Origin of the sequence: Negativibacillus massiliensis (assembly GCF_900148495.1) — a bacterium.
In the GTDB taxonomy this organism is placed as follows: domain Bacteria; phylum Bacillota; class Clostridia; order Oscillospirales; family Ruminococcaceae; genus Negativibacillus; species Negativibacillus massiliensis.
The window spans coordinates 1,418,460-1,440,721 of record NZ_FTRU01000008.1 but is presented as its reverse complement, the minus strand read 5'-3'; the positions used below and the strand labels follow the sequence as shown (position 1 = coordinate 1,440,721).

Below are 22,262 nucleotides of genomic sequence, written 5' to 3'. Positions count from 1 at the left end.
CCAATTTGAACGATTCGTCCCCGAAATGAACCGGGGGCGAATTTTTGTGTTAGACTACAGTCAGAGGTGAGAAGATTGAAAGAAACAAAAGAGATCAAAAAATCAAAGTACAATATGTGGCAGAATACCGGTTTTATGCTGGGGATTGCCTGGAAGTATGACAAGAGTGTTATCTGTTTGTGTATCGCGCTTGCGATGGCAACAGCAGGTGTGACCATCACAGAGCTGCTGATTGCACCGATGATTCTGCAAAAGGTGGAAACGCAGGCACCGCTGGGACAGCTGGTTACAAGCATTCTGGGATTCAGTGTGGTTCTGATGGTTCTGTCGGGAATGAAAGCATATCTGACAGCAAATACCTTGTTTGGCAGGGTAGGTCTTCGAACAAAGTTTATGATGATGATTTCCAGAAAGGATGCGCAAACCTCCTTCTCGAATATACTGGATACCGATTTTCTCCAGATGGAGGACAAAGCGATGCGTGCCTGTTCCAGTAATGGAGAAGCGACCGAAGCTATCTGGACAACATGGACTGATATCCTGACCAATGTTCTGGGATTTGTGGTTTATCTGGCTCTGTTATCTAATTTAAATCCGGGACTTATCCTTGTGGTGCTGGCAACAACAATCATAGGATATTTTGTCAACAAACGCATCAATGAGTGGGGATACCGCCATCGCGAAGAAGAAATCCAGTATAACAAAAAGATGAATTATGCATATCACACATCGGTCGATCGGGCCTTTGCAAAAGATATCCGTATTTTTGGCCTGCGAACCTGGGTGGAAGATGTCTGGAACAGCGCATACTCTCTGTATCGGGCGTTTTTGGAAAAAAGAGAAAAAATTTATCTCTGGACCAATGTGATTGATCTGATGCTGGCGTTTGTACGAAATGGAATTGCCTATGCCTATTTAATTGGATTAACCCTCAATCAGGGACTGCCGGTATCGCAGTTTTTGCTCTACTTTAATGCGGTCAGCGGTTTTACCCAGTGGGTAACCGGAATTCTCGATCAGTTTTCTATCCTGCACAAGCAGAGTCTGGATCTATCCACAGTAAGAGAGCTGTTGGAGTGGCCGGAACAGTTCCGATTTGAGGACGGAGAGCCTCTTGCAAAGGATCTTGATAAAGAATATGAGATCAAGCTGGAAGATGTATCCTTCCGTTATCCAAAAGCAGAAAAGGATACCATTTCTCATATTAATTTAACCATTCATCCAGGAGAGAAACTCGCGATTGTTGGTTTAAATGGAGCCGGCAAAACCACTCTAGTAAAACTGGTCTGTGGATTTTTGGACCCGACTCAGGGAAGGGTGCTGCTCAACGGAGAAAACATCCGCAAATATAACCGCCGTGACTACTATAAACTGTTTGAAGCAGTTTTTCAGGATTTTTCCGTTTTGGAGGCAAGTGTTGCCGAAAACGTTGCTCAGCGAGTAGAAGATATCGATATCCCGAAAGTGTGGAGCTGTTTGGAAGAGGCAGGATTGACCGAAAAGGTACGTTCTCTGCCAAAACAACTGGATACCAAGATCGGACGCAGAGTGTTCGAGGATGGCGTGGAACTGTCCGGCGGTCAGACTCAGCGCCTGATGCTGGCAAGAGCACTGTACAAAGATGCACCGTTGCTGGTGCTGGATGAACCAACCGCAGCGCTCGACCCAATTGCAGAAAATGACATTTACATGAAATACAGTGAAATGACTCACGGAAGAACCTCATTGTTTATCTCCCACCGTCTGTCATCTACTCGATTCTGTGACCGCATTCTGTTTATGGAACACGGTAAAATTGCAGAAGAAGGAACCCATGACCAGTTGCTGAAACTGGGCGGAGGATATGCAAACCTGTTTGAGGTACAGAGCCAGTATTACAAAGAAGGGGGTCATCATGATGAGCAGCATCAAGATGAAAAATAATCATTTTCGTCTGGCATGGGAAAGAAATCTGCGCACATGGAAAATATGGTGGAAGCTTTGTCCGAAATTCTTTGTTTCCTGTACATCATATTCGGTATTCAAAGCACTGAGTCCTTATGTTACGATCTGGCTTTCCGCGCAGATCATCAATGAACTGGCGGGAAGTAAAAACCCGGAACGTTTATTCCAATTGGTTTTGATTCAGCTTGTATCCGCAGCTCTGCTTGCCCTCTGTACTGGTATGCTTAACCGTTGGTTTAACTGCGAAACAGACAGTATGAGAAGAAAATACGACCGAATCTGGATGGAAAAGATGATGAAGCTGGATTATGCAGATATCGATCGTCAGTATGTTTATGAACTCTACTCTCAAGTAAAGCAAAATGAAAATTGGGCCGCCTGGGGATTTTATAAGAGTACCGACATTTTTCAGAAGATGGTGCTGGCGACACTTCGGATTTTCGGCGGTATTGCTCTTTCGGTCAGCCTGTTTGTTCTGCCAGTTCCTGCTGGCAGTGGAGCACTGACCCTGCTCAATCATCCTCTTTGTGCTTTGTTGATGATTGTATTCATGCTGGGCATTGCTTTTCTTTCCCCAATATGTGCCAATAAGAGTGATGCGTACTGGAATAGATATGCTTCAGAAGCAAGATTTGGAAATCGTTTGTTTAATTTTTACAGCTTTTTAGGAGAAGACAGAAAACGCGAACCAGATCTGCGTATCTATCAACAACAGGAAAATGTCTGTGAAAAATATTTGGAGCAAAATATTAGTTTTTCTAAAGCTTCTGCAATCTCAAAAGCAGCACGTGGACCGATGGGCTTGTGGATGGCAACCTCTCGGGCAATCTCAGTTGTTTTGACCGGCGTAGTTTACCTGTTTGTCTGCCTGAAAGCCTGGGCAGGTGCATTTGGTGTCGGTTCGGTTACACAGTATGTGGGTGCAATCAGCAGCCTGTTTCTGGGAATCTCCGACCTGCTTGAACAATTTGGAACCATGCAGGCAAACTCGGAATTCTTGAAAACCGCCTTTGAGTTTCTGGATATTCCGAATAAGATGTACCAAGGCAGCCTGACCACCGAAAAACGCTCCGATCGCCAGTATGAAGTGGAATTTCAGGATGTATCCTTCCAGTATCCTGGTACCGAAATCTGGGCACTGCGCCACGTCAGCATGAAATTTAAAGTAGGGGAACGCCTTGCTGTCGTAGGCATGAACGGTTCTGGTAAAACCACCTTTATCAAACTCCTTTGCCGCCTGTATGATCCGACCGAAGGAAAGATTTTGCTCAACGGCATTGATATCCGAAAATATAAGTATGAGGATTATATCAACATCTTTTCCGTTGTATTCCAGGATTTTAAACTGATGGCACTGACCCTTGGCGAAAATGTGGCGGGAAGCAAACAGTACGACAGGGAAGCGGTAACGTTGTCGCTAAAAAACGCCGGATTTGCAGACCGCATGGAACGGATGCCAAAGGGCCTGGAAACTTATCTATACAAAGATCTGGAAAAAGATGGCGTTGAAGTTTCTGGCGGCGAAGCACAGAAGATTGCGATTGCCAGAGCACTTTACAAGGATGCTCCATTTATCATTCTGGATGAACCGACTGCTGCCCTCGACCCGATTGCGGAGGCAGAGATTTACAGTAAATTTAACGAGATTGTCGGCGACAAGACCGCAATCTATATCAGCCATCGTCTTTCCTCCTGTAAGTTCTGCGATGAGATTGCGGTATTTCATAATGGAAGCGTGGTCCAGCAGGGTACACACGAAAGTCTGGTAGCGGATGAATCCGGCAAGTACTATGAACTGTGGAACGCACAGGCGCAGTATTATACCGAAGAAGAAACCCAAACAGCATAAGAGAAAGGCAGGTGAAATTCACCTGCCTTTTATGTTTTACTTTTGCGAGGAAAGTTTTTTTGCCAGACGATAATCTTCCGGCGTGTTCATGTTAAAGAGAATGTTATCGGAAAAGTCTTCCGGAAGCTTGGCAACAGCATAATTTGTTTTTTGTACAAAATCCATCACCTTATACTGATGGCTGCAAAGTGACTGCTCAAGCTGCGGCAAAATCCGTTTTCGATAAATTCCGCACAGAGGATGAATTTTTCCAGTGTGATCCTGACAGATCAGCACATCTATCTGCTCACAGAGCTGCTCTGTTAGAAAAGAGATAAGCTCAGACGAGAAACATGGAAGATCGCAGGAAACGCAGAACAAAGCCTCTTTTTGGGTTTTGCTTAGTGCAGCATGGATTCCTGCCAGAGGACCGCAATCGTCAAAAATATCCTGTACCAGCTCAAAAGAAGGAAACAAAGTGGGAAGTGGCTGATTAATCGAAAGAAAGATTGGCTCAAAACGTGAAAGCTCCCGACATAATCTCGAAAGGATGGATTGACCATCCACTTCCAGCAAAGCCTTGCAGCTTCCCATTCGTTTGGATTGTCCACCGGCAAGAATTACCGCGGAACATTGCTGCGTTAAAATGGACATGATTTCTCCTTACAGATTCGTTTTATCTTGGATTTTTTCCACGCGGCAAGGAACCGATTTGATGGTGAGAAAGCCGGTGATTGGGTCGTGGTATTCCAGACTGCACAGATCATTGACGTTGCCTTCTTTCCATGGCTTTGTCATATAAGAACTGCCGCCGCCATGTGGAATATGGATGGCGTGACGTGCCATACCGCAGATTTTTGCCTTATATTTTCCAGAGCCGAATGGGGTGGTTACCAGTGCCATTTCGCCGTCTTGGATTCCCAGTTCCTTGGCATCTTCCGGGCTGATGTCCATCAGCGGATAAGGTTCCACTGCTGCAACAAAAGGATGGTTTGCACCGATTACACCCATTCTGAAGTTGCTGCGCGCGCCGCTGGTCAGGGTAAATGGAAGGTCAGGACGGTTTAGTTGTGGGATGCTGCGAATGTCCGAGTATACCGGGTAAGGACTGTATCCGTTTTGTTCCAAATAAACCGAACAGATTTCCAGTTTTCCGGATGGCGTTGGGAAACCGGGCTGACCGTCAGCACGCAGGTCACCGGTTTTGTATTTTTCATACTTTCTTTCCTTTTTGATTTTACTGCCAAGATGGACCGTAGTAGGAATCGTACCCTGCTGCAGCCAGCTGCAAAATTCCTCTTCAGTCTGCGGATATTCTTCCCCAAATCCCAGGCGTTTAGCCAAAGCGGAAAGGGTCAGAACATCGTTGCGCGCTTCTCCAACAGGAGCGATAACCGGCTGCTGGATTTGTGGACCGTTTGGCGTGGACACCAGCATCGGACATTCGTACATAGTACAGGAAGGGAAGACAACATCAGCATAGCGGCAGTCCTCGGTCAGGTTGCGTTCCAGAACGATCAGACAATCGAGCTTTTTGTAAGCTTCCCGCCAGGTGTTGCTGTCAGGATAGCTTAGAATTGGAGAACCACCGATTAACAGCAGGCTGCGGACCGGATAAGGATCATCCTGTAAAACTGCTTTAGGAAAACAGGAAAACTGTCCTGCACCCATAAAGCGATAGAACATTGGAAATTCCTTTACCCCGATGGCAGGGTTATCTTCTGGAATATCCTTGAGCTGGAAGGTCGGTAGCTTTTCAGCGTTGAGATAGATGCCGCCCTTGACATCCAGTTTTCCAGTGATTGCCCAGAGAATAAAGATAGCGCGGCTGTTTTGAATGGCGCTGAGCTGATATTCCAAACCGGTATAGGAAACCAGAGAAATTTTCTGAGTGGAACAGAACAGGTCGGTCAGTTCTGCAATCTGTTTTGTCGGGATGCCGCACCAATCAGACAGTTGCTCAAGAGACAGAGAGCTTAAATACTCTGCAAATGGGTCAAAGCCGCGGGTATAATCTCTGACAAAGTCGTGGTCGTATCTGCCGCTTTCCACAATCAGTTTGAGCATTGCCAGAGCGAGGGCACCATCTGAGCCAGGTGTAATGGGAATCCACTGGTCGGCAATTTCGCCCAGTCCAGTGCGGCGGGGATCGATGACAATCAGTTTTGCTCCTCGCTTCTGTGCAGCCTTGATGCGCTGGAGCATGAGCTGAGGTCCGTCATCGGTAAAGGAGTTCTTTCCCCAGGCAATGATATAATCGCTGTGTTCCACATCCTGCACCATCTGATAGGTGTACATGCCAAGAACAGTGATTGGGGTAACTGTGCTGGAAGCGATGTTGCAGATGGAAGCGGTACACATATCATTTGGGGAGCCAAGGTGAGCAAAGAATGGGGTCTTGGCAGAAGTACCCATACGGGTGACCGGAAGCCGCAAAACACCGCGTCCGAAGTAGGAGGCAAGTGCCCGGGCACCGTAGGTCTGCTGTACTGCCTTGAGTTTTTGAGCAGCAAAGTCCAGCGCCTCTTCCCAGCTTGCCTCACGGAATTTTCCTTCTCCTTTTTCGCCTACACGGATAAGCGGCTTTTTCAGCCTCTGTTCTCCGTACAGGATATCCGGCGCGTGAACCCCGCGAAAACACGCTCTCCCGCGAGGCGATTCGCGGTCAGGTTCTACTTTTACGATTTTTCCATCTTCTACTGTCAGAACAACTTTACAGTTTCCCTGACAGATACCACAGGTTGCTTTTACTTGCATAAAATCCCTCCAGAAAAGCTATTGATAAAAATTATAGAATATCCATGGGAAAAGTCAATCTGTATAGATTTTACTGATAAAAGGGAAAAAGAAGATAGATAAAATCATTTCAATTTAAGACGAAAGGAAAGATGTTGTTGCAGTAGCTGTTTCTTTAAAAATATGCTACAATAGGAAAAAACATAAGGAGGAAAGTTATGAGGATTATTATTTCTCCTGCTAAGAAAATGAATGTGGATACCGACAGCCTGCCCCAACAGGGATTGCCGGTGTTTTTATCAAAGACAAAGATCCTTTTGCAGGAGCTGCAAAACAAGGATCTTCCGGAACTGAAAAAACTTTGGAAGTGCAGTGACAAACTGGCACAGACAAGCTTTGAGCAGCTTTGGAAGATCAAGCTTGAGGGCGTGCTGACTCCAGCAATCTTAGCCTATGATGGAATTCAGTACCAGCATATGGCACCTGCGGTGTTTAATGATCAGGAGCTTTTGTACATTCAAAACCATCTGCGCATTTTGTCCGGATTTTATGGAGTAGTGCGTCCGATGGATGGGGTTTCTCCCTATCGTCTGGAGATGCAGGCAAAGCTTGCGGTACAGGAAAGTCGGGATCTTTATGATTTTTGGGGGGACAGCATTGCAAATGAGCTGTTTTCTCAGACAGATACCATCATCAATCTTGCTTCTCAGGAATATAGCCGATGTGTCAGCCGTTATCTGAAAGAGGGAATCCGTATGATTACCTGTACTTTTGGGGAAGAGATTGACGAAAAGGTGATAGAAAAAGGAACACTGTGCAAGATGGCACGGGGAGAGATGGTGCGTTTTATGGCAGAAAACCAGATCGAACAGCCAGAAAAACTGCGTGAATTCTCCCGAATAGGATATTGTTTTTCCGAAAAATATTCGGATAGTACAAACTATGTTTTTTTAAAAGTAAAATAAACATGAGATAGAAAGGGGTATTTATTATGCTGGAACCAAACACCAAAGCACCTGATTTTACCTTACCAAATCAAAACGGAGAGATGGTGAGTCTGTCTGACTTTTTTGGGAAAAAGGTAATTTTATATTTTTATCCAAAGGATAATACACCGGGCTGCACCCGTCAGGCATGCGCTTTTGCAGCAGCCAATGCAGAGCTGGAGGAAGCTGGAGCTGTTGTTATCGGAATCAGCAAGGATTCGGTTGCATCCCACCAAAAGTTTGTGCAGAAACAGAATCTTCCGTTCATTCTGCTGTCTGACCCGGAGCTTCAGGCAATTGAGGCTTATGGAGTATGGCAGGAGAAAAAGCTGTATGGCAAGGTAAGCATGGGCGTTGTGCGCACCACCTACCTGATTGATGAGCAAGGTATGATTGAAAAGGTGATGCCAAAGGTAAAACCGGATACCAATGCTGCTGAGATTCTGGAATATTTAAAGCAGACAAAAGAATAGTTACAAGATAAAAAAGGAGCAGTCAAAGACTGCTCCTTTTTGCTGCATTATTTTTCATGGGAAGAACATTGCGGATTGGTCATCTCAAAGCGGTCATCAATGTTTTCTGCTCCCCAGTCGCACATTAGTTCCAGAATAGGAGAAAGGGAACGTCCCTTAGGAGTGATGGAATATTCGACCTTGGGAGGCACTTCGGCAAATACTCTTCGTTCGATCAGACCATCGTTTTCCAGCTCCCTAAGCTGATTCGTCAGGGTGCGCTGGGAAACCTGTGTAATCTGTCTCATCAATTCACTGAATCGTTTGGTTCCGTCACGAATCAGACAGTCCAGAATCAAAGGCTTGCATTTACCGCCGATCATTTTTAAGGTTACTTCCATCTCGCAGGTTACCTGTATTTTATCCATAATCCCTCCATGGTGAAATCAATTTCACTAACTACAAAAAAAGTGCGTTCTTGTTTAGATTGAGTAAAAAGAATATAATAACAGTATAATCGTTTTTTAAGACTTTGTAAATATCAAGGATGAGAGGAAGAGGTAAATGGAAGCAACACAGCAACGAATGACCGAAGGATCGATTTGGAAAAAAATCACTTTTTTTGCATTACCGATCTTTTTGGGAAATCTGTTTCAGCAGATGTACAACACCGCAGACTCTTTGATTGTGGGAAACTTTTTGGGCAGCAACGCTCTGGCAGCAGTCAGTTCTTCGGGAAGTTTGATCTTCTTGCTGATCGGTTTTTTAAGTGGTATCGCCATTGGAGCCGGCGTTGTCATTTCCCGATATTTTGGTGCAAGGGATGATGAGAACGTACAAATTGCAATTCACACCACCGCAGCTTTTGGTCTGGTTGCAGGTGTGCTGATGACTTTGGTGGGAGTTCTTCTTTCACCACAGATTCTGGTGTGGATGGGAACACCGGATGCAGTTATGGATGAATCGCTGACCTATCTGCAAATCTATTTTATGGGTTCTTTAGGGTCAGTTATGTACAATATTTTTGTTGGAACGCTGCAGGCAATGGGAGACAGCAAGCATCCGCTTTATTATCTGATTGCTTCTTCTATTGTCAATGTTGTGCTGGATATTTTGTTTATCGCTGTTTTTCATGCAGGAGTAGGAGGAGCTGCACTGGCTACCATTATCTCCCAGTTCCTCAGTGCATTTTTGTGCATGTTCCGTCTGATGAAAAATAAGGGATGTGAGAAACTTTACCTGCGAAAAATCCGTTTTAACTGGGAAATGCTCAAACAGATTGTTCGATTTGGTCTGCCTTCTGGTATACAGAACTCAATTATCGCACTTGCCAATGTAGTGGTACAGTCCAACATCAACTCGTTTGGCGAGATGGCGATGGCAGGTGTCGGAGCCTTTTCCAAGATTGAAGGGTTTGGCTTTTTGCCGATTACCAGTTTCACGATGGCAATGACCACCTTTATCAGCCAGAATCTGGGTGCAAAACAGCATGAGCGCGCAAAACAGGGCGCAAGGTTTGGGATTTTCATGACAGCACTGCTGGCGGAGCTGATCGGTGTTGTGGTATTCATTTTTGCACCACAGCTGATCGCTGCTTTCGATTCGAACCCGGCAGTGGTGGAAATCGGTGTGGAGAAAGCCCGGACATCGGCACTGTTTTTCTTCCTGCTTGCTTATTCTCATGCGGTATCTGCTATTTTAAGAGGAGCAGGAAAGGCAGTTGTCCCTATGATGGTTATGATGATTTTCTGGTGTGTCGTCAGGGTAGCATTTTTGATGATAACAGTGCCGCTGACACACAGCATCCAGATGCTTTACTGGGTTTATCCATTGACATGGGGCTTAAGCTCTCTGGCATTTTTGTGGTATTACAAGAAGGCAGATTGGCTGCATGCCCTGGATTAAAATATGTTATAAAATATATGCCGATTTTTAACGGCAGGAACAGGCGGTAAAAATGAAATACAGAACACTGGGAAGAACCGGACTGAAAGTAAGTGAAGTTGGTCTGGGAGGAGAATGGTTTAATGGATTAAGCGAAGAGGAGAGCATCCGTATCGTAGATGCGGCGGAGCAAAACGGTGTCAACTATATCGACATCTTTATGCCGCAGGCTCCAACCCGCGATCATCTGGGAGCAGCTCTCAAAGGCAGAAGAGAGAAATTTTTGATACAGGGTCATCTTTGTACCGTTTATGAAGATGAGCAGTACACCCGAACCCGTGATATTGAAAAAACCAAACGCTCCTTTGAGGATCTGCTGCACAGATTGCAGACAGACTATATCGATGTTGGAATGATTCACTATGTGGACAGCGAAGAAGATTTCCAGACTGTGTTTGGCGGGGAAATTATAGAATATGCAAAGGAACTTAAGGAGAAAGGTATTGTCCGTTATCTTGGAATGAGTTCCCACAACCCGCATATTGCTAAAAAAGCAGCAGAGACAGGGTTGATTGATGTGCTGATGTTCAGTATCAATCCTGCCTATGACCTGGAAAGCCCGGAGACCGACATCAATGATCTGATGGATTTTAAAGGTATGGGTGAAAACGGCTGGGTTGTGGATGAAGCAAGACAGGAGCTTTATTCTTACTGTGAGTCTGCTGGAGTGGCAATCACAGTAATGAAGCCTCTGGCTGCAGGCACACTGCTGAGTGCAGAAGCCTCCCCGTTTGGTGTGGCAATGACCGTTCCGCAGTGTATTCAGTATGCACTGGACCGAAACGGAGTGAAGTGTGTAATTGTAGGCTGCCACAGTGTCGAAGAAGTTCTGCAGGCAGTTTGCTATGACCAGCTCAGCGAACAGGAACGCAGCTATGCCCACATTTTTGCTTCGGGAAATCAGATTAACATGACAGGAAGATGCATGTACTGCAATCACTGCCAGCCTTGTCCGGCACACATTGACATCGCAGCAGTTACGAAGTTTTTGGATCTGGCAAGCAGCCAGCCGGAGGTACCGGAAACGGTGATGCAGCACTACTGGTCGTTGAATGCGACAGCAGCAGATTGCCTGATGTGCGGAAGATGTGAGCCAAATTGCCCGTTTGGAGTAAAAGTTCGTGAGAATATGAAAAAGGCAAGAGAGCTGTTTGCAAGATAACAGAATTTGAAAAAAGCCGGAAACACAATTTGTGTTTCCGGCTTTTGTTCTTATAAAGTAACAACAGATTCGCAGCAGCGATAATCGGTATCGAGCTGATTTGCAATCACTCTTGCCTTGAGGTTTCGCTTGGTACAGATACTTCCTTCTGGGTGTTCATCGGGATTGAGATCTTCTGGCAGCACAAATTTGATACATTTGAGCTGAACATCCCGACATCCCGGTCCATCATGAGATGGAATTGTAAAGGTTTTCATGCCGCGCTGATATTCCATGCCTTCCTCATCTGTTTCGGTCAGGATGATGGCAGCCGCGACACGTTTGCCGGGACAGATATTTTTGATGGTCGCGCTTACTTCAACGATTCGTCCCAGAGATTCCATATAGGTTTCCCCAAGGTCAACAATGGAAGCGTCACGGCAGTTGTCTACTGAGAGGTCAACCGGTTCGGGACATTCTTCCGGATAGATCACGATATCACAGTCGACCATGACAGAAGGGTCCGGGAAGATGACGACGTTGCCTTCATTGTCAGTATAGGTGATGGACTGATTTACCTTCTTTAATCCGGCAGTATTGGTGATGTGGCGAATACCAAAATCCAGCAGCGCACTTTCGGTTGTGGAGACACCCAGTTCCGGAATGGTCCAGATGATGGTTTGGGGGTCACTCATCGAAACGGTACCTTTGTTTGGCTGGCCGATATCGGTGATGGAAAAATCACTGTTGAGCACTTCGTCAATACGAATGTTGGTAGCACCGGTTTTGCTGATATTGGCAGCAAGTTCGGCAAACAGTTCTTCCAGATCTGCCGCATCAGGTGTAACAGCGACGTGGGTGGCGTCGGGGTCACTTGCCCAGGCATTCAGGACACTGACATCGATGCCGTCCGAACCAATCAGGCCGATGCAGTAGATAACGATGCCGGAAGCTTTTGCAGCCTCTGCGACCGGCAGCGGAGGGGAACCAGAGGTGGTTTTACCGTCGGTGAACATGACGATAACCTTCTGGCTGGAAGAGGGGATGGTGAAGAGCTGGGATGCCTGGAAAAAGGCATCAGCATGGTTGGTGGAGCCGCCGGCAACCAGACTGTCTACAGCGGATTTCAGGTCAGCGACCGATGTGATAAGCGGTGCATTGACCGTAGCGGTGTCCGAAAAGCTGACAATACCGATGCGGCTGCCAGAGCCGATCTGTCCATCCTTGTTCCCATCAGTTGCTTCATCAATGATATCGATGAAGGTTTTGGCGCCTTCCTTCATGCTGGCAAGCGGAGTTCCGCTCATGCTGCCGGAACGATCCAGCACCAGAACGATGTCGGCGGGATTTTCTAAAATATCAGGTGCGGCGGTGATAGCAAGAGAAACTCTGGCGGTTCCGTCACACTTCATGGTATCAACGTTAATTTTTTTATTGGAACTAATGATGCCCATAAGATTTCCTCCTAATGGTATTAAACCAAATGGTTCAATCTATCTTATGCGGCAAAACGGAAAAAGGTGGATGATGGGGAGGGTAGAGAAGTTATCGTTTTTAGTTTTGAAAGCGGAGTATCAGCTTTGTAAAAGGGCTGTTTGCAAAGGGAGTTTATAGATTTTTGATGGAAACAGAAATTTTTCTGCTGACAGTATCAGACTTGTTTTTCTCATACATACTTGCAGGAATACTAAATATAAGAAAACCCCCGATTATCTGTCGGGGGTTTTACATAAAGGAGAGTAAAATAAGAGAGTATAAAGTAATGTACGAAAGAATCAAAGAAATTAGTCCATTTTTCCGCCGACAACGGTTGGAACAGCGTCATCCGGAACAGGACAATAATAACCGCCTGCTGCACGTTTTTCAAATTCCTCTTTTGCCTGTTCCAGGTAACGAGGATTCTCAAACAGCTCAATTGCTGTTGCAGCCAGTACCTTTCCAGCAGTAAGCAGACCCTTGTGACCGATGGAGGTCTTTCCACAGGAGACATTCTGCCAGCTGTGACCAGGTGCTTTGGAAGGGAAGGTAACAACATTGATCTGTGCGGTTGGGACCAACCAGCTGACATCACCAACATCGGTGGAACCCATTCTCTGACGGGTGCTGAAGTGGTATGGGATCAGGAAGTTGTTGAGCGGAATGGTTGCATGCTGGCTTACCTTGTCGACCCATGCAGCGATCTCTTCGCTTTCGTCGCAAGCGTCGCCAGGGAGGTCGTCGTTTGTCATTTCATAAGAGGAGATAATTGCTTTTGCATATTCTTCTTCCTCTTTAGTATAGGTAGGAACACCAACTTCATTGAAGTTTTTCCAGAGCAGAGTTTCCAGAACCATGTTTGGAACGGTGTTGGAACATCCATCAATAAAGCGTTTCTTTACGCTGGTTTCTGTCATCAGGGCAGCGCCTTCTGCAATTTTGTCCACCCGTTTTTCCAGTGCTAGTGCGTCTTTTGCAAGCTGGGAACGAACCATGTACAATACCTGAGCGTGTGGCTGAACTACGTTTGGAGAGTTGCCGCCTGCATCAGTGATAGCGTAATGGATTCTTGCACTGTCCGGCATGTGTTCACGCAGGAACTGTACACCAACATTCATCAGTTCCACAGCGTCCAGTGCTGAACGTCCCAGTTCCGGTGCACCGGATGCATGGGAAGCTACGCCGGTAAATTTATATTCTACCTGGATACAGGTGTTGCAGGTTCCCGAAGTAACCTGATTAACACTGCTTGGATGCCAGGTCAGAGCAGCGTCCAGTTCTTTCCAGATGCGGTCACGTGCCATAAATGCTTTGGCTGCGCCGCCTTCTTCACCAGGACAACCATAGAAGATAACGGTTCCGGAATGGCCGTCTTCCAGATATTTTTTGACAGCGAAAGCAGCTGCCATAGCGCCTGCACCCAGCATATTGTGACCGCAGCCATGACCACAGCCGTTTGGAACCAGTTCCTTGCGCTCGGTAGCTCCGCCGATCTGAGAAAGACCGGACAGAGCATCATATTCAGCCAGAATTCCGATAACTGGCTTACCGCTGCCGTAGATTGCTTTAAAAGCAGTCTTGATGCCGGCAACCGGTGTTTCTACTTTGAATCCGGCATCCTTTAATACTTTACAATAGAGTTCTGCCGACTGAAATTCCATCAGGGAAAGTTCGGCATATTCCCAGATTTTATCGGAAACATCGGTAAACAGGGAAGCATTTTGATCGATGACATCCAGATATTTTTTGTTGTCCATTTGGAAAACCCCCTAGTACAGAACCTTGCTCAAGAATTCCTTGGTTCTTGGATTTTGTGGATGGGAGAAGATTTCGTCCGGAGAACCTTTTTCAGCCAGAATACCGTCATCCATAAAGAATACACGGTCAGAAACTTCTCTTGCAAAGCCCATTTCATGTGTTACGATTACGGTGGTCATACCATCTTTTACAAGGCTTTTGATAACGTTTAAAACTTCACCAACCATCTCAGGGTCAAGTGCGGAAGTTGGTTCGTCAAACAGCATTACGTCCGGTTCCATTGCCAATGCACGAACAATGGCAAGACGCTGTTTCTGACCACCGGAAAGGCGCTGTGGGTATTCATCATACTTGCTGGAAAGACCAACTTTATTTAACAGTTCTTTTGCCATCTCGACAGCTTCGTTCTGTTTTTTCTTTCCCAGCAGAACAGGAGCCATTGTGATGTTTTCTCCCACGGTCATGTGTGGGAAAACATTGAAGTGCTGGAACACCATGCCCATCTTCTGACGATGGAGGTCGATGTTGACGCCTTTTGCAGTGATGTCTTCACCTTCAAAAAGGATTTTACCGCTATCAGGAATTTCCAGGAGATTCAAGCAGCGAAGGAAGGTACTCTTGCCGCCGCCGGATGGTCCGATGATGGAAACAACTTCTCCTTTGGAGATATGTTCGCTGACACCCTTGAGAACCTTGAGTTCACCAAAACTTTTATGTAAATCAGAAACCTCAATGAGGTAATTTGGATTAGTCACTTGTTTTTAATCTCCTTTCCAGAACAGCAATTGCTTTCGAAAGAGTAAAGGTCAGTACGAAGTAGATAACGCCAATGATGATCAGAGGCTCAATCGAGAGATAGGTAGCGCCGTTGATGGTCTTGTACTGGGTCATCAGGTCACCAACAAAGAAGGTGGATGCCAGGGAAGTTTCCTTGATAACCGATACAAACTCGTTGCACAGTGCAGGAAGAATGTTTTTGATTGCCTGTGGGAAAATAACCTTCATCATGGTCTGACGGTAGTTAAGACCCAGAGAACGTGCAGCTTCGGTTTGACCTTTATCCACCGCACTGATGCCGGCACGAATGATTTCGGCAACATATGCACCAGAGTTTAAACACAGCGCAAGCAGGATAGAAAAGGTTTTGTCGATAGAGAATGATGGAATCATCATCGGCAGCAGGAAATAGAAGAAATATAACTGCAGCAAAAGTGGTGTTCCACGGATGATTTCAACATAAATGGTGGCAATCAGATTAAGTGGTCTGCAGTTTCCAACTTTCAGCTTGCTGATTCTCATCAGAGCAAGCAGGGAACCGATAATGATACCAAGAAAAACAGTGATTGCACTGAGCAAGAGGGTGTTTCCGGTGCCGACCAGGAAAAGGTTCCAGTACTTTTCCAGCAGTCGGCCTATGTTATTAATAATATCCAAGGTGATTTCCTCCCAGTAAAAACACTTATTCGTTTACTTCGATGCCGAGAGATTTTGCAAGCTCGGTTGCTTCAGCTTTCCATTCCAGGTACAGGCCCTGTTCGTTAACTTCTTCGATGATCTCGTTTACAGCTTCCAGCAGTTCGTCTTCGCCTTTCTTAACAGCAGCTACGTTGCCTTCGCTTTCCCACTCGAACATGAAGTCACACAGTGCGATGTCATCATAGTTTTCCATCAGGAGTTTTGCGTTGCTGCCGTCCGAAGCCAGTGCATCGATTTTGCCGGTCTGGAGCATCAGTACGCCGTCGTTCAGGCTGCCGATTGGCTCAACGTTTACATCCTCAGGAAGCTGGGAAGTTACCAGATTCTGCTGCAGAGAACCGTTCTGAGCACCAACTGTTTTGCCGGAGAAGTCTTCTGCAGAGGTGTATTCACTTGCTTTGTCTGCAGGAACCAGAAGGCCCTGACCGTTGTCCTCATCATCCATACCAAATGGAGTGGTCAGTCCCATGCTTTCCTCACGTTCTGGAGTTTTAGCAAATCCTGCGATTGCGATGTCTGCCTGACCGGAAGTGATTGCTGCCTGAACAGCACTGAAGTCCATTGCCTGAATTTCCAGCTCTACGCCAAGTTTTTCAGCGATATATTTTGCAAGCTCGATGTCACAGCCAACATATTCTGTTTCACCGCTGCTGATGTTTTCAAATTCCAGTGGAGCAAAGTCCGGGCTGGTTGCCAGTACCAGTTTGCCGGATTCTTTGATTTTATCGAGTCGGCTCTGGGAAGAACCACATCCGGTCATAGTAGCTGCTGCCAGTGCTGCACAAAGAAGTGCGCTGATTACTTTTTTCATGTTTTTCATTGTTATGTCCTCCTCAGAAGTTCGATCTCGGAAGATCGATGTATTTTTATTAAAAAGTATGTTATTATTATACATTTTATTTCAAAAAAGTAAAGTGAAAAAATGCATAAAGAAACCTAACTTTTTCATTATTTTCTATAATTTATGCATAATTACTGATAAAATATGCAAAATAAGCAGAGAGAAAAGAATAGAATATGCAAATTTATAAATGGATTTTAATACATTGTATGGTATAAAAAAAGAGGCATCTGTTTTCACAGATACCTCTTGCTTATAATTCCTGACGACCTTCCAGAGCCCGGAACAGGGTAACTTCATCGGCATACTCCAGATTGCCACCCATCGGAATACCAGAAGCCAGTCGTGTAACCTTTACACCCAAAGGCTTTAACAGGCGAGCAATATACATTGCGGTTGTTTCTCCCTCCACGGTCGGGTTGGTGGCCATGATAACCTCCTGAACACCGCCCTGCTGAATACGGGCAAGGAGCTGGCGAATAGTCAGATCATCCGGACCTTTCTGGTTCATCGGGGAGATCAGACCATGAAGCACATGATACAGTCCCTGATATTCACGTGTTTTTTCGATAGCCATTACATCGCGGGGACCTTCCACCACACAGATCATGCTGTGGTCACGAGCCGGATCAGAACAGATCTGGCAGACCTCACGGTCGGTCAGATTCTGGCAGACCGAGCATGGCTTAATCTTTTCGTGTGCTTCCAGGATGGTGTCGGCAAATTCCTTTGCCTTGTCGTGCGGGAGATTTAATACATAAAAGGCAAGCCGCTGGGCCGTCTTTCTGCCAATGCCCGGCAGGCGGGCAAACTGTTCAATCAGGCGGGTCAGCGGCATTACATCATACTTCATCGATTAAAAAATACCTGGCAGGGAAAGACCGTTTGTGATCTTTTCCATCTCGGTGGTGTGGATTTCTTCCACTTTGCGGATTGCTTCGTTTACAGCACCGATGATCATGTCCTGCAGAATTTCAACATCTTCCGGATCAACTGCTTCCTTTTTGATGTTGAGGGAAACAATTTCTTTCTTGCCGTTGATGGTGCATTCTACCATACCGCCGCCTGCAGAAGTGGTGTACTCTTTTTCATTGAGCTCTTCCTGAGTTCTTTCCATCTCTTCCTGCATCTTCTGAGCCTGTTTGATCATGGACTGCATATTCTGTGGACCGCCGCCCATACCTTTTGGAAGTCTAGCTTTCATTTTTTGTTCCTCCTATTTTGTTTTAAGCGTACCTCAAATTAAGATTGCTTAAATTTTGGATTCTATTTTCCAAAAACAGAAAAGCTGTTTTTGATAACAAATTAATTTTCAATCGAAATATCCACCCCAAGATTCTGTGCGGTAGACAGGATGTCCTCCAGAGGATCATCCTTTTTTGCTTCATACTGATCCTTCTTAAACGGACCGATGCGCCAGTCTCTGCCGCTGCCTGCAATCAAAGCCTGATGAATGGATTTTTTCGCGTACTCATTGGTACGGATCATTTCCAAAAATAATGGATTGTCGCAGTCAATCAGAATGATTTCCTGATATCGGTAAGCAGTGGTGTTGATTAAAGCACCGTGCAGGGCATTATTGGTATGCCGCAGAGCATCCAGCACCTGAGGCCACTCCTCAAAGATGCTTACCTCTTTTTTGGATGGAGAGGGGAGAGGCTGAATGTCCGCGGAAGGAGCTGTTGAAGTAACTCCTGGAGCAGCCACTGGCTGTGCGGTTTGATTTACTGTGTCTGCAGAAGGCTTCTCTACCGATACCTGAGCGGTTTGTGCAGCAGAAGAAGCGATGGAAACCATACCGCTTTTCAGTTGATTTTCCAGTTTGCTAAGCCTAGCAAGAATGGCATCGACCGAACGATCAAGGGAAGGATTGGACAGCTTGATGACTGCCATCTCCAGCTCGGTTCTTGTCTGTGAGGTCTTGCTCATACGGGAAAGAGTATCCTGCAAAACGGTCAGCGAGTAGAGAATCTGTCCCATCGAGTAGCGGGAAGCCTGTTCGGTCAGCGCCTGAATGTCCTGTGACAGTCCCGGTACAAAATCAGCAGGGGATTTTAATGCCTTTGCCATCATCAGTCCACGATAATGGGAGATCAGCTGTACACACATCTTTTCAAAGTCAATCGAGTTTAAAAACATGGTGTCAATCTCTTTTAATATCGCCGGAACATCCTGTTTTAATACAGCATCCGCAATTGAGAACAAACAGTCAGACATGGCAAGTCCCGCACTGGAACGAACATGCTCTGCGGTGATGTGTTCCTGCTGATTTTCCGGATTTCTGGCATTGCTGCGGCAGACATCCAAAAGGGAAAGCGCATCACGCATGCCGCCTTCGGCAAGACGGGCAATCAGGGAAGCGGCATCCTCATCAATCAGGATGTTTTCCTGCTGGCAGACATATTTGACCCTTTCGGCGATGACCTTAGGGTCAATGCGGCGAAAATCAAATCGCTGGCAGCGGGAAAGGATGGTTGCCGGAATTTTGTGAACTTCGGTGGTTGCGAGAATAAAGATAACATGCTCGGGTGGTTCCTCCATGATTTTAAGCAGTGCATTGAAAGCACCAACACTGAGCATGTGGGTTTCGTCGATGATATAGACGCGGTATTTGGTAACAGCAGGAGTAAAGTTTGCTTCTTCGCGCAGCTGACGGATGTTGTCCACACCGTTGTTGCTGGCAGCGTCGATTTCGGTGACATCCAGAATGGAGCCGTCGTCGATCCCTTTGCAGATGTCGCAGACACCGCAGGGATTGCCGTCCTGCTGATTCGGGCAGTTTACTGCTTTGGCAATGATTTTGGAGCAGGTTGTTTTGCCGGTTCCGCGTGAACCGGTGAACAGATAGGCATGTCCAACCCTGCCGCTGGAAATTTCCTGCTTCAGAGTCACAGTAATATGTTCCTGACCAACAACGTCATCAAAGTTTTTTGGCCGGTATTTTCTGTATAGTGCCTGATACATCCTTTCTGCCCCCAATAATCGATTATTCGAAAAAAGCAGGACGCACCAAAGCTGAAAACATGTCCTTGATCACACGGAAATGCAGGTTACCTGCGGCGCACAGAAGTTGCCACTTAATGCTGCTCGGTTCCCCGCCTGACATGGTTCATGGAACCCTGTCGCACAGGACCAACATTTCCGCATGATAAAAAACACGTTTCGCCTGACGGTACAGCCCTGCCACACGAATGAGCGGTATTATTAAATCATGCTTTTGTATTATACTATATATTTTCCAAAAAGGCAAGAACATTTTTTAGAAATTACGGTAGGGAAATTGCAGGGAGAGAGAAGCTGTAGTAAAATGAAAAAGTATAAATGGAGGGAAAGACAATGGAGTATATGGGAAATCGAAACTTTTGGGAGCAAAAATTTTTGTCAAGGTCAGACTCTCAGCTGCCGCCGGAAGCACTTTTAATTGAAGATGCTGCCTTTTTTAGGGAAAAAGGTTCTGTATTGGATCTTGCCTGCGGAGATGGAAGAAACGCACTCTTTCTTGCAGGAAATGGATTTGAGGTAACGGCGGTCGACTTTAGTGAAGCTGCGCTCAATCGGCTGAAAAGGTTTGCAGAGAAGGAAAGACTTACTGTATATACACAGCAGATGGATTTGTGCTGTGAGGAAAATTTTGATTCCTTGGGAAAATTTGATATGATTGTGTGTAATCACTATCGATTGCTTTCTAAGACAGCAATGCAGTTAAAAAAGCATCTGACTAAGAATGGAGTCCTCTGGATCAATGGTTTTGCAGAATGTCCGCAGGATAACCCGGCGATTCGTCAGAGTGACCTGATTGTGAAAGAGGACTATCTGCAAATTGGGTACCAGCTAGAAGATGAAAAAGAATATCAGGTGGGAGAATACAAGTTTATTCGCCTGATTTTAAAAACAGAAGGTGCGGATTGTTAAGATAACATACCAGCAAAGAAAGGAAATCACGATGCGGATTTGTTTTTGTGATGATGAAAAAAGTTTTCATGCAGTAGTGGAGAATATGATTCAGAAGTGGTCCGGGGAAAAAGGAGTTTTGTGCGAGGTTTTTCATTATGACAGCGCGGAACAGATGCTGTTTGAAAATGAACAGAATTTTTCGTTTGATTTGATCCTGCTCGACATCCAGATGGGAAAAATGGATGGTGTAGAACTGGCAAGAAAAATCCGAGAGCGGGACAACCATGTAATGATCGCCTTTTTGACAGCAGTTGGAGACCATGTCTTTGAAGGATATGAGGTGCAGGCGGTGCGCTATTTGATGAAGCCTTTGCAGCAGGAGAAGTTGTCGGAACTTTTGGAACTTACTGCCAAGGCTTCTCAGAACAACCGAAAGTATCTGATTCTGGAAGTGGGCGGAGAAAAGGAAAAGATATATCTTGAGGATATTTTAGCAGTTGAATCTCAGGGGCACTATTTAAACTTTCATACGATGCGGGGAAATCTGGAACAAAAAGGAACTTTGGCAACAGTGGGTGAAAGGCTGGACGACAGCTTTGTGCAGAGCCACCGCAGCTTTTTTGTAAACCTTTCACACGTGGTTCGGATTACGAAAACAGAATGCAGCCTGGATAACGGGGAAACAATTCCGGTATCCAGAGGAGCCTACAAAAAGCTCAACGAGGAGTTTATTCGTTTTTATCGGGAGGCGATTTTGTGATCTGGACAATCTTAAACCTTCTCTGTCTTGTTTTGGTGAGCGTTTATCTTGCAGTTTGCTTAATCAAACAAAGGGGAATCAAATGGGGAGCGATTTTGCTGCTTCCAGTTTTGGCAAGCGGTGTGCTGTTCTTTTTCCATTTCACCACCTGGTCTATTCTGCTCCTTGCAGGGGTGGGTTTTGCCATGCTCCATCTGGGAAATCAAAAGGTATCGTGGATATTTTTGTGCCTGTTTTATCTGGTGGAACTTGGATTTTGTGGACTTGGACTGCTTTCGCCTCAGCTTGTACCACAGCTGGGACTGATGATGACTTTGGTATTTTTCCTTGCAGAAAACAACCAGCGCTTTTTGCGCAGAAGCTATGAGGAAAGTATGATGGAATACCAGAATCAGGTAGTCAAAAAGCAGGTAGAGGAGGTGCAGAACCTTTACCTTACTATGCGGGGATGGCGGCACGATTACCACAACCATATTCAGGCACTCAAAGCCCAGCTCGGGATGGGGCAGTATGAGCTTGCGACAGAATATCTGGGAAGGCTGGAGGAAGATCTGGACGATATCCGCCAGATGGTGGAAAGCGGCAATGTATCGCTGGATGCAATCCTCAACTCTAAACTTTCTTATGCAGAGAAAAGGGAAATTTCCCTTAACTTTAAAGCGACTGTTCCGCAGAAACTCACAGTCAGTGACATCGACCTGTGTGTCCTGATTGGAAATCTGATCGACAATGCGGTGGAAGCCTGCGAAAAACTGCCGGTGAAGGATCGATTCCTGCGGCTGTATATCGGAGTGTTCCGCAAACAGTTATATATTTCGGTGACCAATGCCACCAATGAGCTGGTGCGGAAGCTCGATGACGAATATATCACAACCAAACGCGGCAATCATGGACATGGACTCAAGCGAATTAATAATACCGTAGAAAAGTACGGGGGATTTATTAACCGCAAAAATGAACCGGGCGTCTTTGCAACCGAGATCATGCTGCCGCTGTAACCCCTGTCCGGATACAACCATGCAATTC

General features: G+C 45.9%; 20 protein-coding genes and 1 other RNA gene. 9 read left to right on the top strand and 12 right to left on the bottom strand.

Annotated elements, in window-relative coordinates; all coding sequences use genetic code 11:
* Window positions 1–66: 66 nt before the first annotated feature.
* Together BQ5375_RS12770 and BQ5375_RS12765 are read left to right on the top strand one after the other, a co-directional pair.
* Window positions 67–1,923 carry an ABC transporter ATP-binding protein gene (locus tag BQ5375_RS12770; RefSeq protein ID WP_235850004.1) on the top strand — a complete coding sequence of 619 codons (1,857 nt, stop codon included), beginning with the start codon at window positions 67–69 and terminating at the stop codon, window positions 1,921–1,923.
* Window positions 1,895–3,793, top strand: a complete 1,899-nt coding sequence (locus BQ5375_RS12765) for an ABC transporter ATP-binding protein (RefSeq protein WP_235850003.1) — start codon at window positions 1,895–1,897, stop codon at window positions 3,791–3,793. Before BQ5375_RS12770 ends, BQ5375_RS12765 begins: the two co-directional genes overlap by 29 nt.
* A gap of 36 nt (window positions 3,794–3,829) precedes the next feature.
* Here the strand turns inward: BQ5375_RS12765 and mobA are convergent, their stop codons facing one another.
* Complete coding sequence (gene mobA, locus BQ5375_RS12760; RefSeq protein WP_076918028.1) at window positions 3,830–4,426, bottom strand: molybdenum cofactor guanylyltransferase; 597 nt, start codon at window positions 4,424–4,426, stop codon at window positions 3,830–3,832.
* 9 nt (window positions 4,427–4,435) lie between these two features.
* A complete protein-coding gene (locus BQ5375_RS12755; protein ID WP_076918027.1) occupies window positions 4,436–6,529 on the bottom strand; it encodes a molybdopterin-containing oxidoreductase family protein in 2,094 nt (697 codons plus the stop codon).
* A gap of 197 nt (window positions 6,530–6,726) precedes the next feature.
* On the opposite strand from BQ5375_RS12755, the gene yaaA reads away from it, so the two are divergent.
* Window positions 6,727–7,473: a peroxide stress protein YaaA gene (gene yaaA, locus BQ5375_RS12750; RefSeq protein WP_022131932.1), complete on the top strand. Its 747-nt coding sequence runs from the start codon at window positions 6,727–6,729 to the stop codon at window positions 7,471–7,473.
* A gap of 26 nt (window positions 7,474–7,499) precedes the next feature.
* Entirely contained in the window at window positions 7,500–7,967 is a 468-nt protein-coding gene (bcp, locus tag BQ5375_RS12745) for a thioredoxin-dependent thiol peroxidase (RefSeq protein WP_022131933.1), read from the top strand.
* A 47-nt stretch (window positions 7,968–8,014) separates the two neighbouring features.
* Here bcp and BQ5375_RS12740 read toward each other — a convergent pair whose 3' ends face one another.
* A complete protein-coding gene (locus BQ5375_RS12740) occupies window positions 8,015–8,374 on the bottom strand; it encodes a winged helix-turn-helix transcriptional regulator (protein ID WP_022131934.1) in 360 nt (119 codons plus the stop codon).
* 136 nt (window positions 8,375–8,510) lie between these two features.
* Between BQ5375_RS12740 and BQ5375_RS12735 the strand changes: the two genes are divergently transcribed.
* Entirely contained in the window at window positions 8,511–9,851 is a 1,341-nt protein-coding gene (locus BQ5375_RS12735; RefSeq protein WP_022131935.1) for an MATE family efflux transporter, read from the top strand.
* 52 nt (window positions 9,852–9,903) lie between these two features.
* Window positions 9,904–11,052 (top strand): aldo/keto reductase, encoded by a 1,149-nt coding sequence (locus BQ5375_RS12730; protein ID WP_022131936.1) that lies wholly within the window; start codon window positions 9,904–9,906, stop codon window positions 11,050–11,052.
* 50 nt (window positions 11,053–11,102) lie between these two features.
* Here BQ5375_RS12730 and BQ5375_RS12725 read toward each other — a convergent pair whose 3' ends face one another.
* The 9 genes from BQ5375_RS12725 to ffs form a co-directional block, all read right to left on the bottom strand.
* Window positions 11,103–12,485: a vWA domain-containing protein gene (locus tag BQ5375_RS12725; RefSeq protein WP_022131937.1), complete on the bottom strand. Its 1,383-nt coding sequence runs from the start codon at window positions 12,483–12,485 to the stop codon at window positions 11,103–11,105.
* A 330-nt stretch (window positions 12,486–12,815) separates the two neighbouring features.
* Window positions 12,816–14,264, bottom strand: coding sequence for a M20 family metallopeptidase (locus BQ5375_RS12720; protein ID WP_076918026.1), 1,449 nt, complete (start codon window positions 14,262–14,264; stop codon window positions 12,816–12,818).
* 12 nt (window positions 14,265–14,276) lie between these two features.
* On the bottom strand, window positions 14,277–15,020 hold the full coding sequence (locus BQ5375_RS12715) for an amino acid ABC transporter ATP-binding protein (RefSeq protein ID WP_022131939.1): 744 nt from the start codon (window positions 15,018–15,020) through the stop codon (window positions 14,277–14,279).
* A complete protein-coding gene (locus BQ5375_RS12710; RefSeq protein WP_076918189.1) occupies window positions 15,013–15,693 on the bottom strand; it encodes an amino acid ABC transporter permease in 681 nt (226 codons plus the stop codon). Before BQ5375_RS12710 ends, BQ5375_RS12715 begins: the two co-directional genes overlap by 8 nt.
* 31 nt (window positions 15,694–15,724) lie before the next feature.
* A complete protein-coding gene (locus BQ5375_RS12705; protein ID WP_159438041.1) occupies window positions 15,725–16,561 on the bottom strand; it encodes a transporter substrate-binding domain-containing protein in 837 nt (278 codons plus the stop codon).
* 274 nt (window positions 16,562–16,835) lie between these two features.
* Entirely contained in the window at window positions 16,836–17,435 is a 600-nt protein-coding gene (gene recR, locus BQ5375_RS12700; RefSeq protein ID WP_022131942.1) for a recombination mediator RecR, read from the bottom strand.
* Window positions 17,436–17,438: 3 nt separating this feature from the next.
* Window positions 17,439–17,786, bottom strand: a complete 348-nt coding sequence (locus tag BQ5375_RS12695) for a YbaB/EbfC family nucleoid-associated protein (protein ID WP_022131943.1) — start codon at window positions 17,784–17,786, stop codon at window positions 17,439–17,441.
* Window positions 17,787–17,887: 101 nt separating this feature from the next.
* The gene (dnaX, locus tag BQ5375_RS12690; protein WP_022131944.1) at window positions 17,888–19,546 is read right to left on the bottom strand and encodes a DNA polymerase III subunit gamma/tau; all 1,659 of its coding nucleotides are present in this window, start codon (window positions 19,544–19,546) and stop codon (window positions 17,888–17,890) included.
* A 76-nt stretch (window positions 19,547–19,622) separates the two neighbouring features.
* Window positions 19,623–19,721, bottom strand: an RNA gene (ffs, locus tag BQ5375_RS12685) — signal recognition particle sRNA small type.
* Window positions 19,722–19,918: 197 nt separating this feature from the next.
* On the opposite strand from ffs, the gene BQ5375_RS12680 reads away from it, so the two are divergent.
* Genes BQ5375_RS12680 through BQ5375_RS12670 form a run of 3 tightly spaced genes read left to right on the top strand, consistent with a single transcriptional unit; the run spans window position 19,919 to window position 22,234 of the window.
* Window positions 19,919–20,494 (top strand): class I SAM-dependent methyltransferase, encoded by a 576-nt coding sequence (locus tag BQ5375_RS12680; RefSeq protein ID WP_076918025.1) that lies wholly within the window; start codon window positions 19,919–19,921, stop codon window positions 20,492–20,494.
* A 31-nt stretch (window positions 20,495–20,525) separates the two neighbouring features.
* Window positions 20,526–21,236, top strand: a complete 711-nt coding sequence (locus BQ5375_RS12675; RefSeq protein WP_022131947.1) for a LytR/AlgR family response regulator transcription factor — start codon at window positions 20,526–20,528, stop codon at window positions 21,234–21,236.
* A complete protein-coding gene (locus BQ5375_RS12670) occupies window positions 21,233–22,234 on the top strand; it encodes a GHKL domain-containing protein (RefSeq protein ID WP_022131948.1) in 1,002 nt (333 codons plus the stop codon). The genes BQ5375_RS12675 and BQ5375_RS12670 overlap by 4 nt, the downstream gene beginning before the upstream one ends.
* Window positions 22,235–22,262 lie beyond the last annotated feature (28 nt).

Coding starts and splice junctions, on each gene's coding strand:
- BQ5375_RS12765 (WP_235850003.1), top strand. CDS start 1,895: ATGATGAGCAGCATCAAGATGAAAAATAATCATTTTCGTCTGGCATGG.
- mobA (WP_076918028.1), bottom strand. CDS start 4,426: ATGTCCATTTTAACGCAGCAATGTTCCGCGGTAATTCTTGCCGGTGGA.
- BQ5375_RS12755 (WP_076918027.1), bottom strand. CDS start 6,529: ATGCAAGTAAAAGCAACCTGTGGTATCTGTCAGGGAAACTGTAAAGTT.
- yaaA (WP_022131932.1), top strand. CDS start 6,727: ATGAGGATTATTATTTCTCCTGCTAAGAAAATGAATGTGGATACCGAC.
- bcp (WP_022131933.1), top strand. CDS start 7,500: ATGCTGGAACCAAACACCAAAGCACCTGATTTTACCTTACCAAATCAA.
- BQ5375_RS12740 (WP_022131934.1), bottom strand. CDS start 8,374: ATGGATAAAATACAGGTAACCTGCGAGATGGAAGTAACCTTAAAAATG.
- BQ5375_RS12735 (WP_022131935.1), top strand. CDS start 8,511: ATGGAAGCAACACAGCAACGAATGACCGAAGGATCGATTTGGAAAAAA.
- BQ5375_RS12730 (WP_022131936.1), top strand. CDS start 9,904: ATGAAATACAGAACACTGGGAAGAACCGGACTGAAAGTAAGTGAAGTT.
- BQ5375_RS12725 (WP_022131937.1), bottom strand. CDS start 12,485: ATGGGCATCATTAGTTCCAATAAAAAAATTAACGTTGATACCATGAAG.
- BQ5375_RS12720 (WP_076918026.1), bottom strand. CDS start 14,264: ATGGACAACAAAAAATATCTGGATGTCATCGATCAAAATGCTTCCCTG.
- BQ5375_RS12705 (WP_159438041.1), bottom strand. CDS start 16,561: ATGAAAAACATGAAAAAAGTAATCAGCGCACTTCTTTGTGCAGCACTG.
- recR (WP_022131942.1), bottom strand. CDS start 17,435: ATGAAGTATGATGTAATGCCGCTGACCCGCCTGATTGAACAGTTTGCC.
- BQ5375_RS12695 (WP_022131943.1), bottom strand. CDS start 17,786: ATGAAAGCTAGACTTCCAAAAGGTATGGGCGGCGGTCCACAGAATATG.
- dnaX (WP_022131944.1), bottom strand. CDS start 19,546: ATGTATCAGGCACTATACAGAAAATACCGGCCAAAAAACTTTGATGAC.
- BQ5375_RS12680 (WP_076918025.1), top strand. CDS start 19,919: ATGGAGTATATGGGAAATCGAAACTTTTGGGAGCAAAAATTTTTGTCA.
- BQ5375_RS12675 (WP_022131947.1), top strand. CDS start 20,526: ATGCGGATTTGTTTTTGTGATGATGAAAAAAGTTTTCATGCAGTAGTG.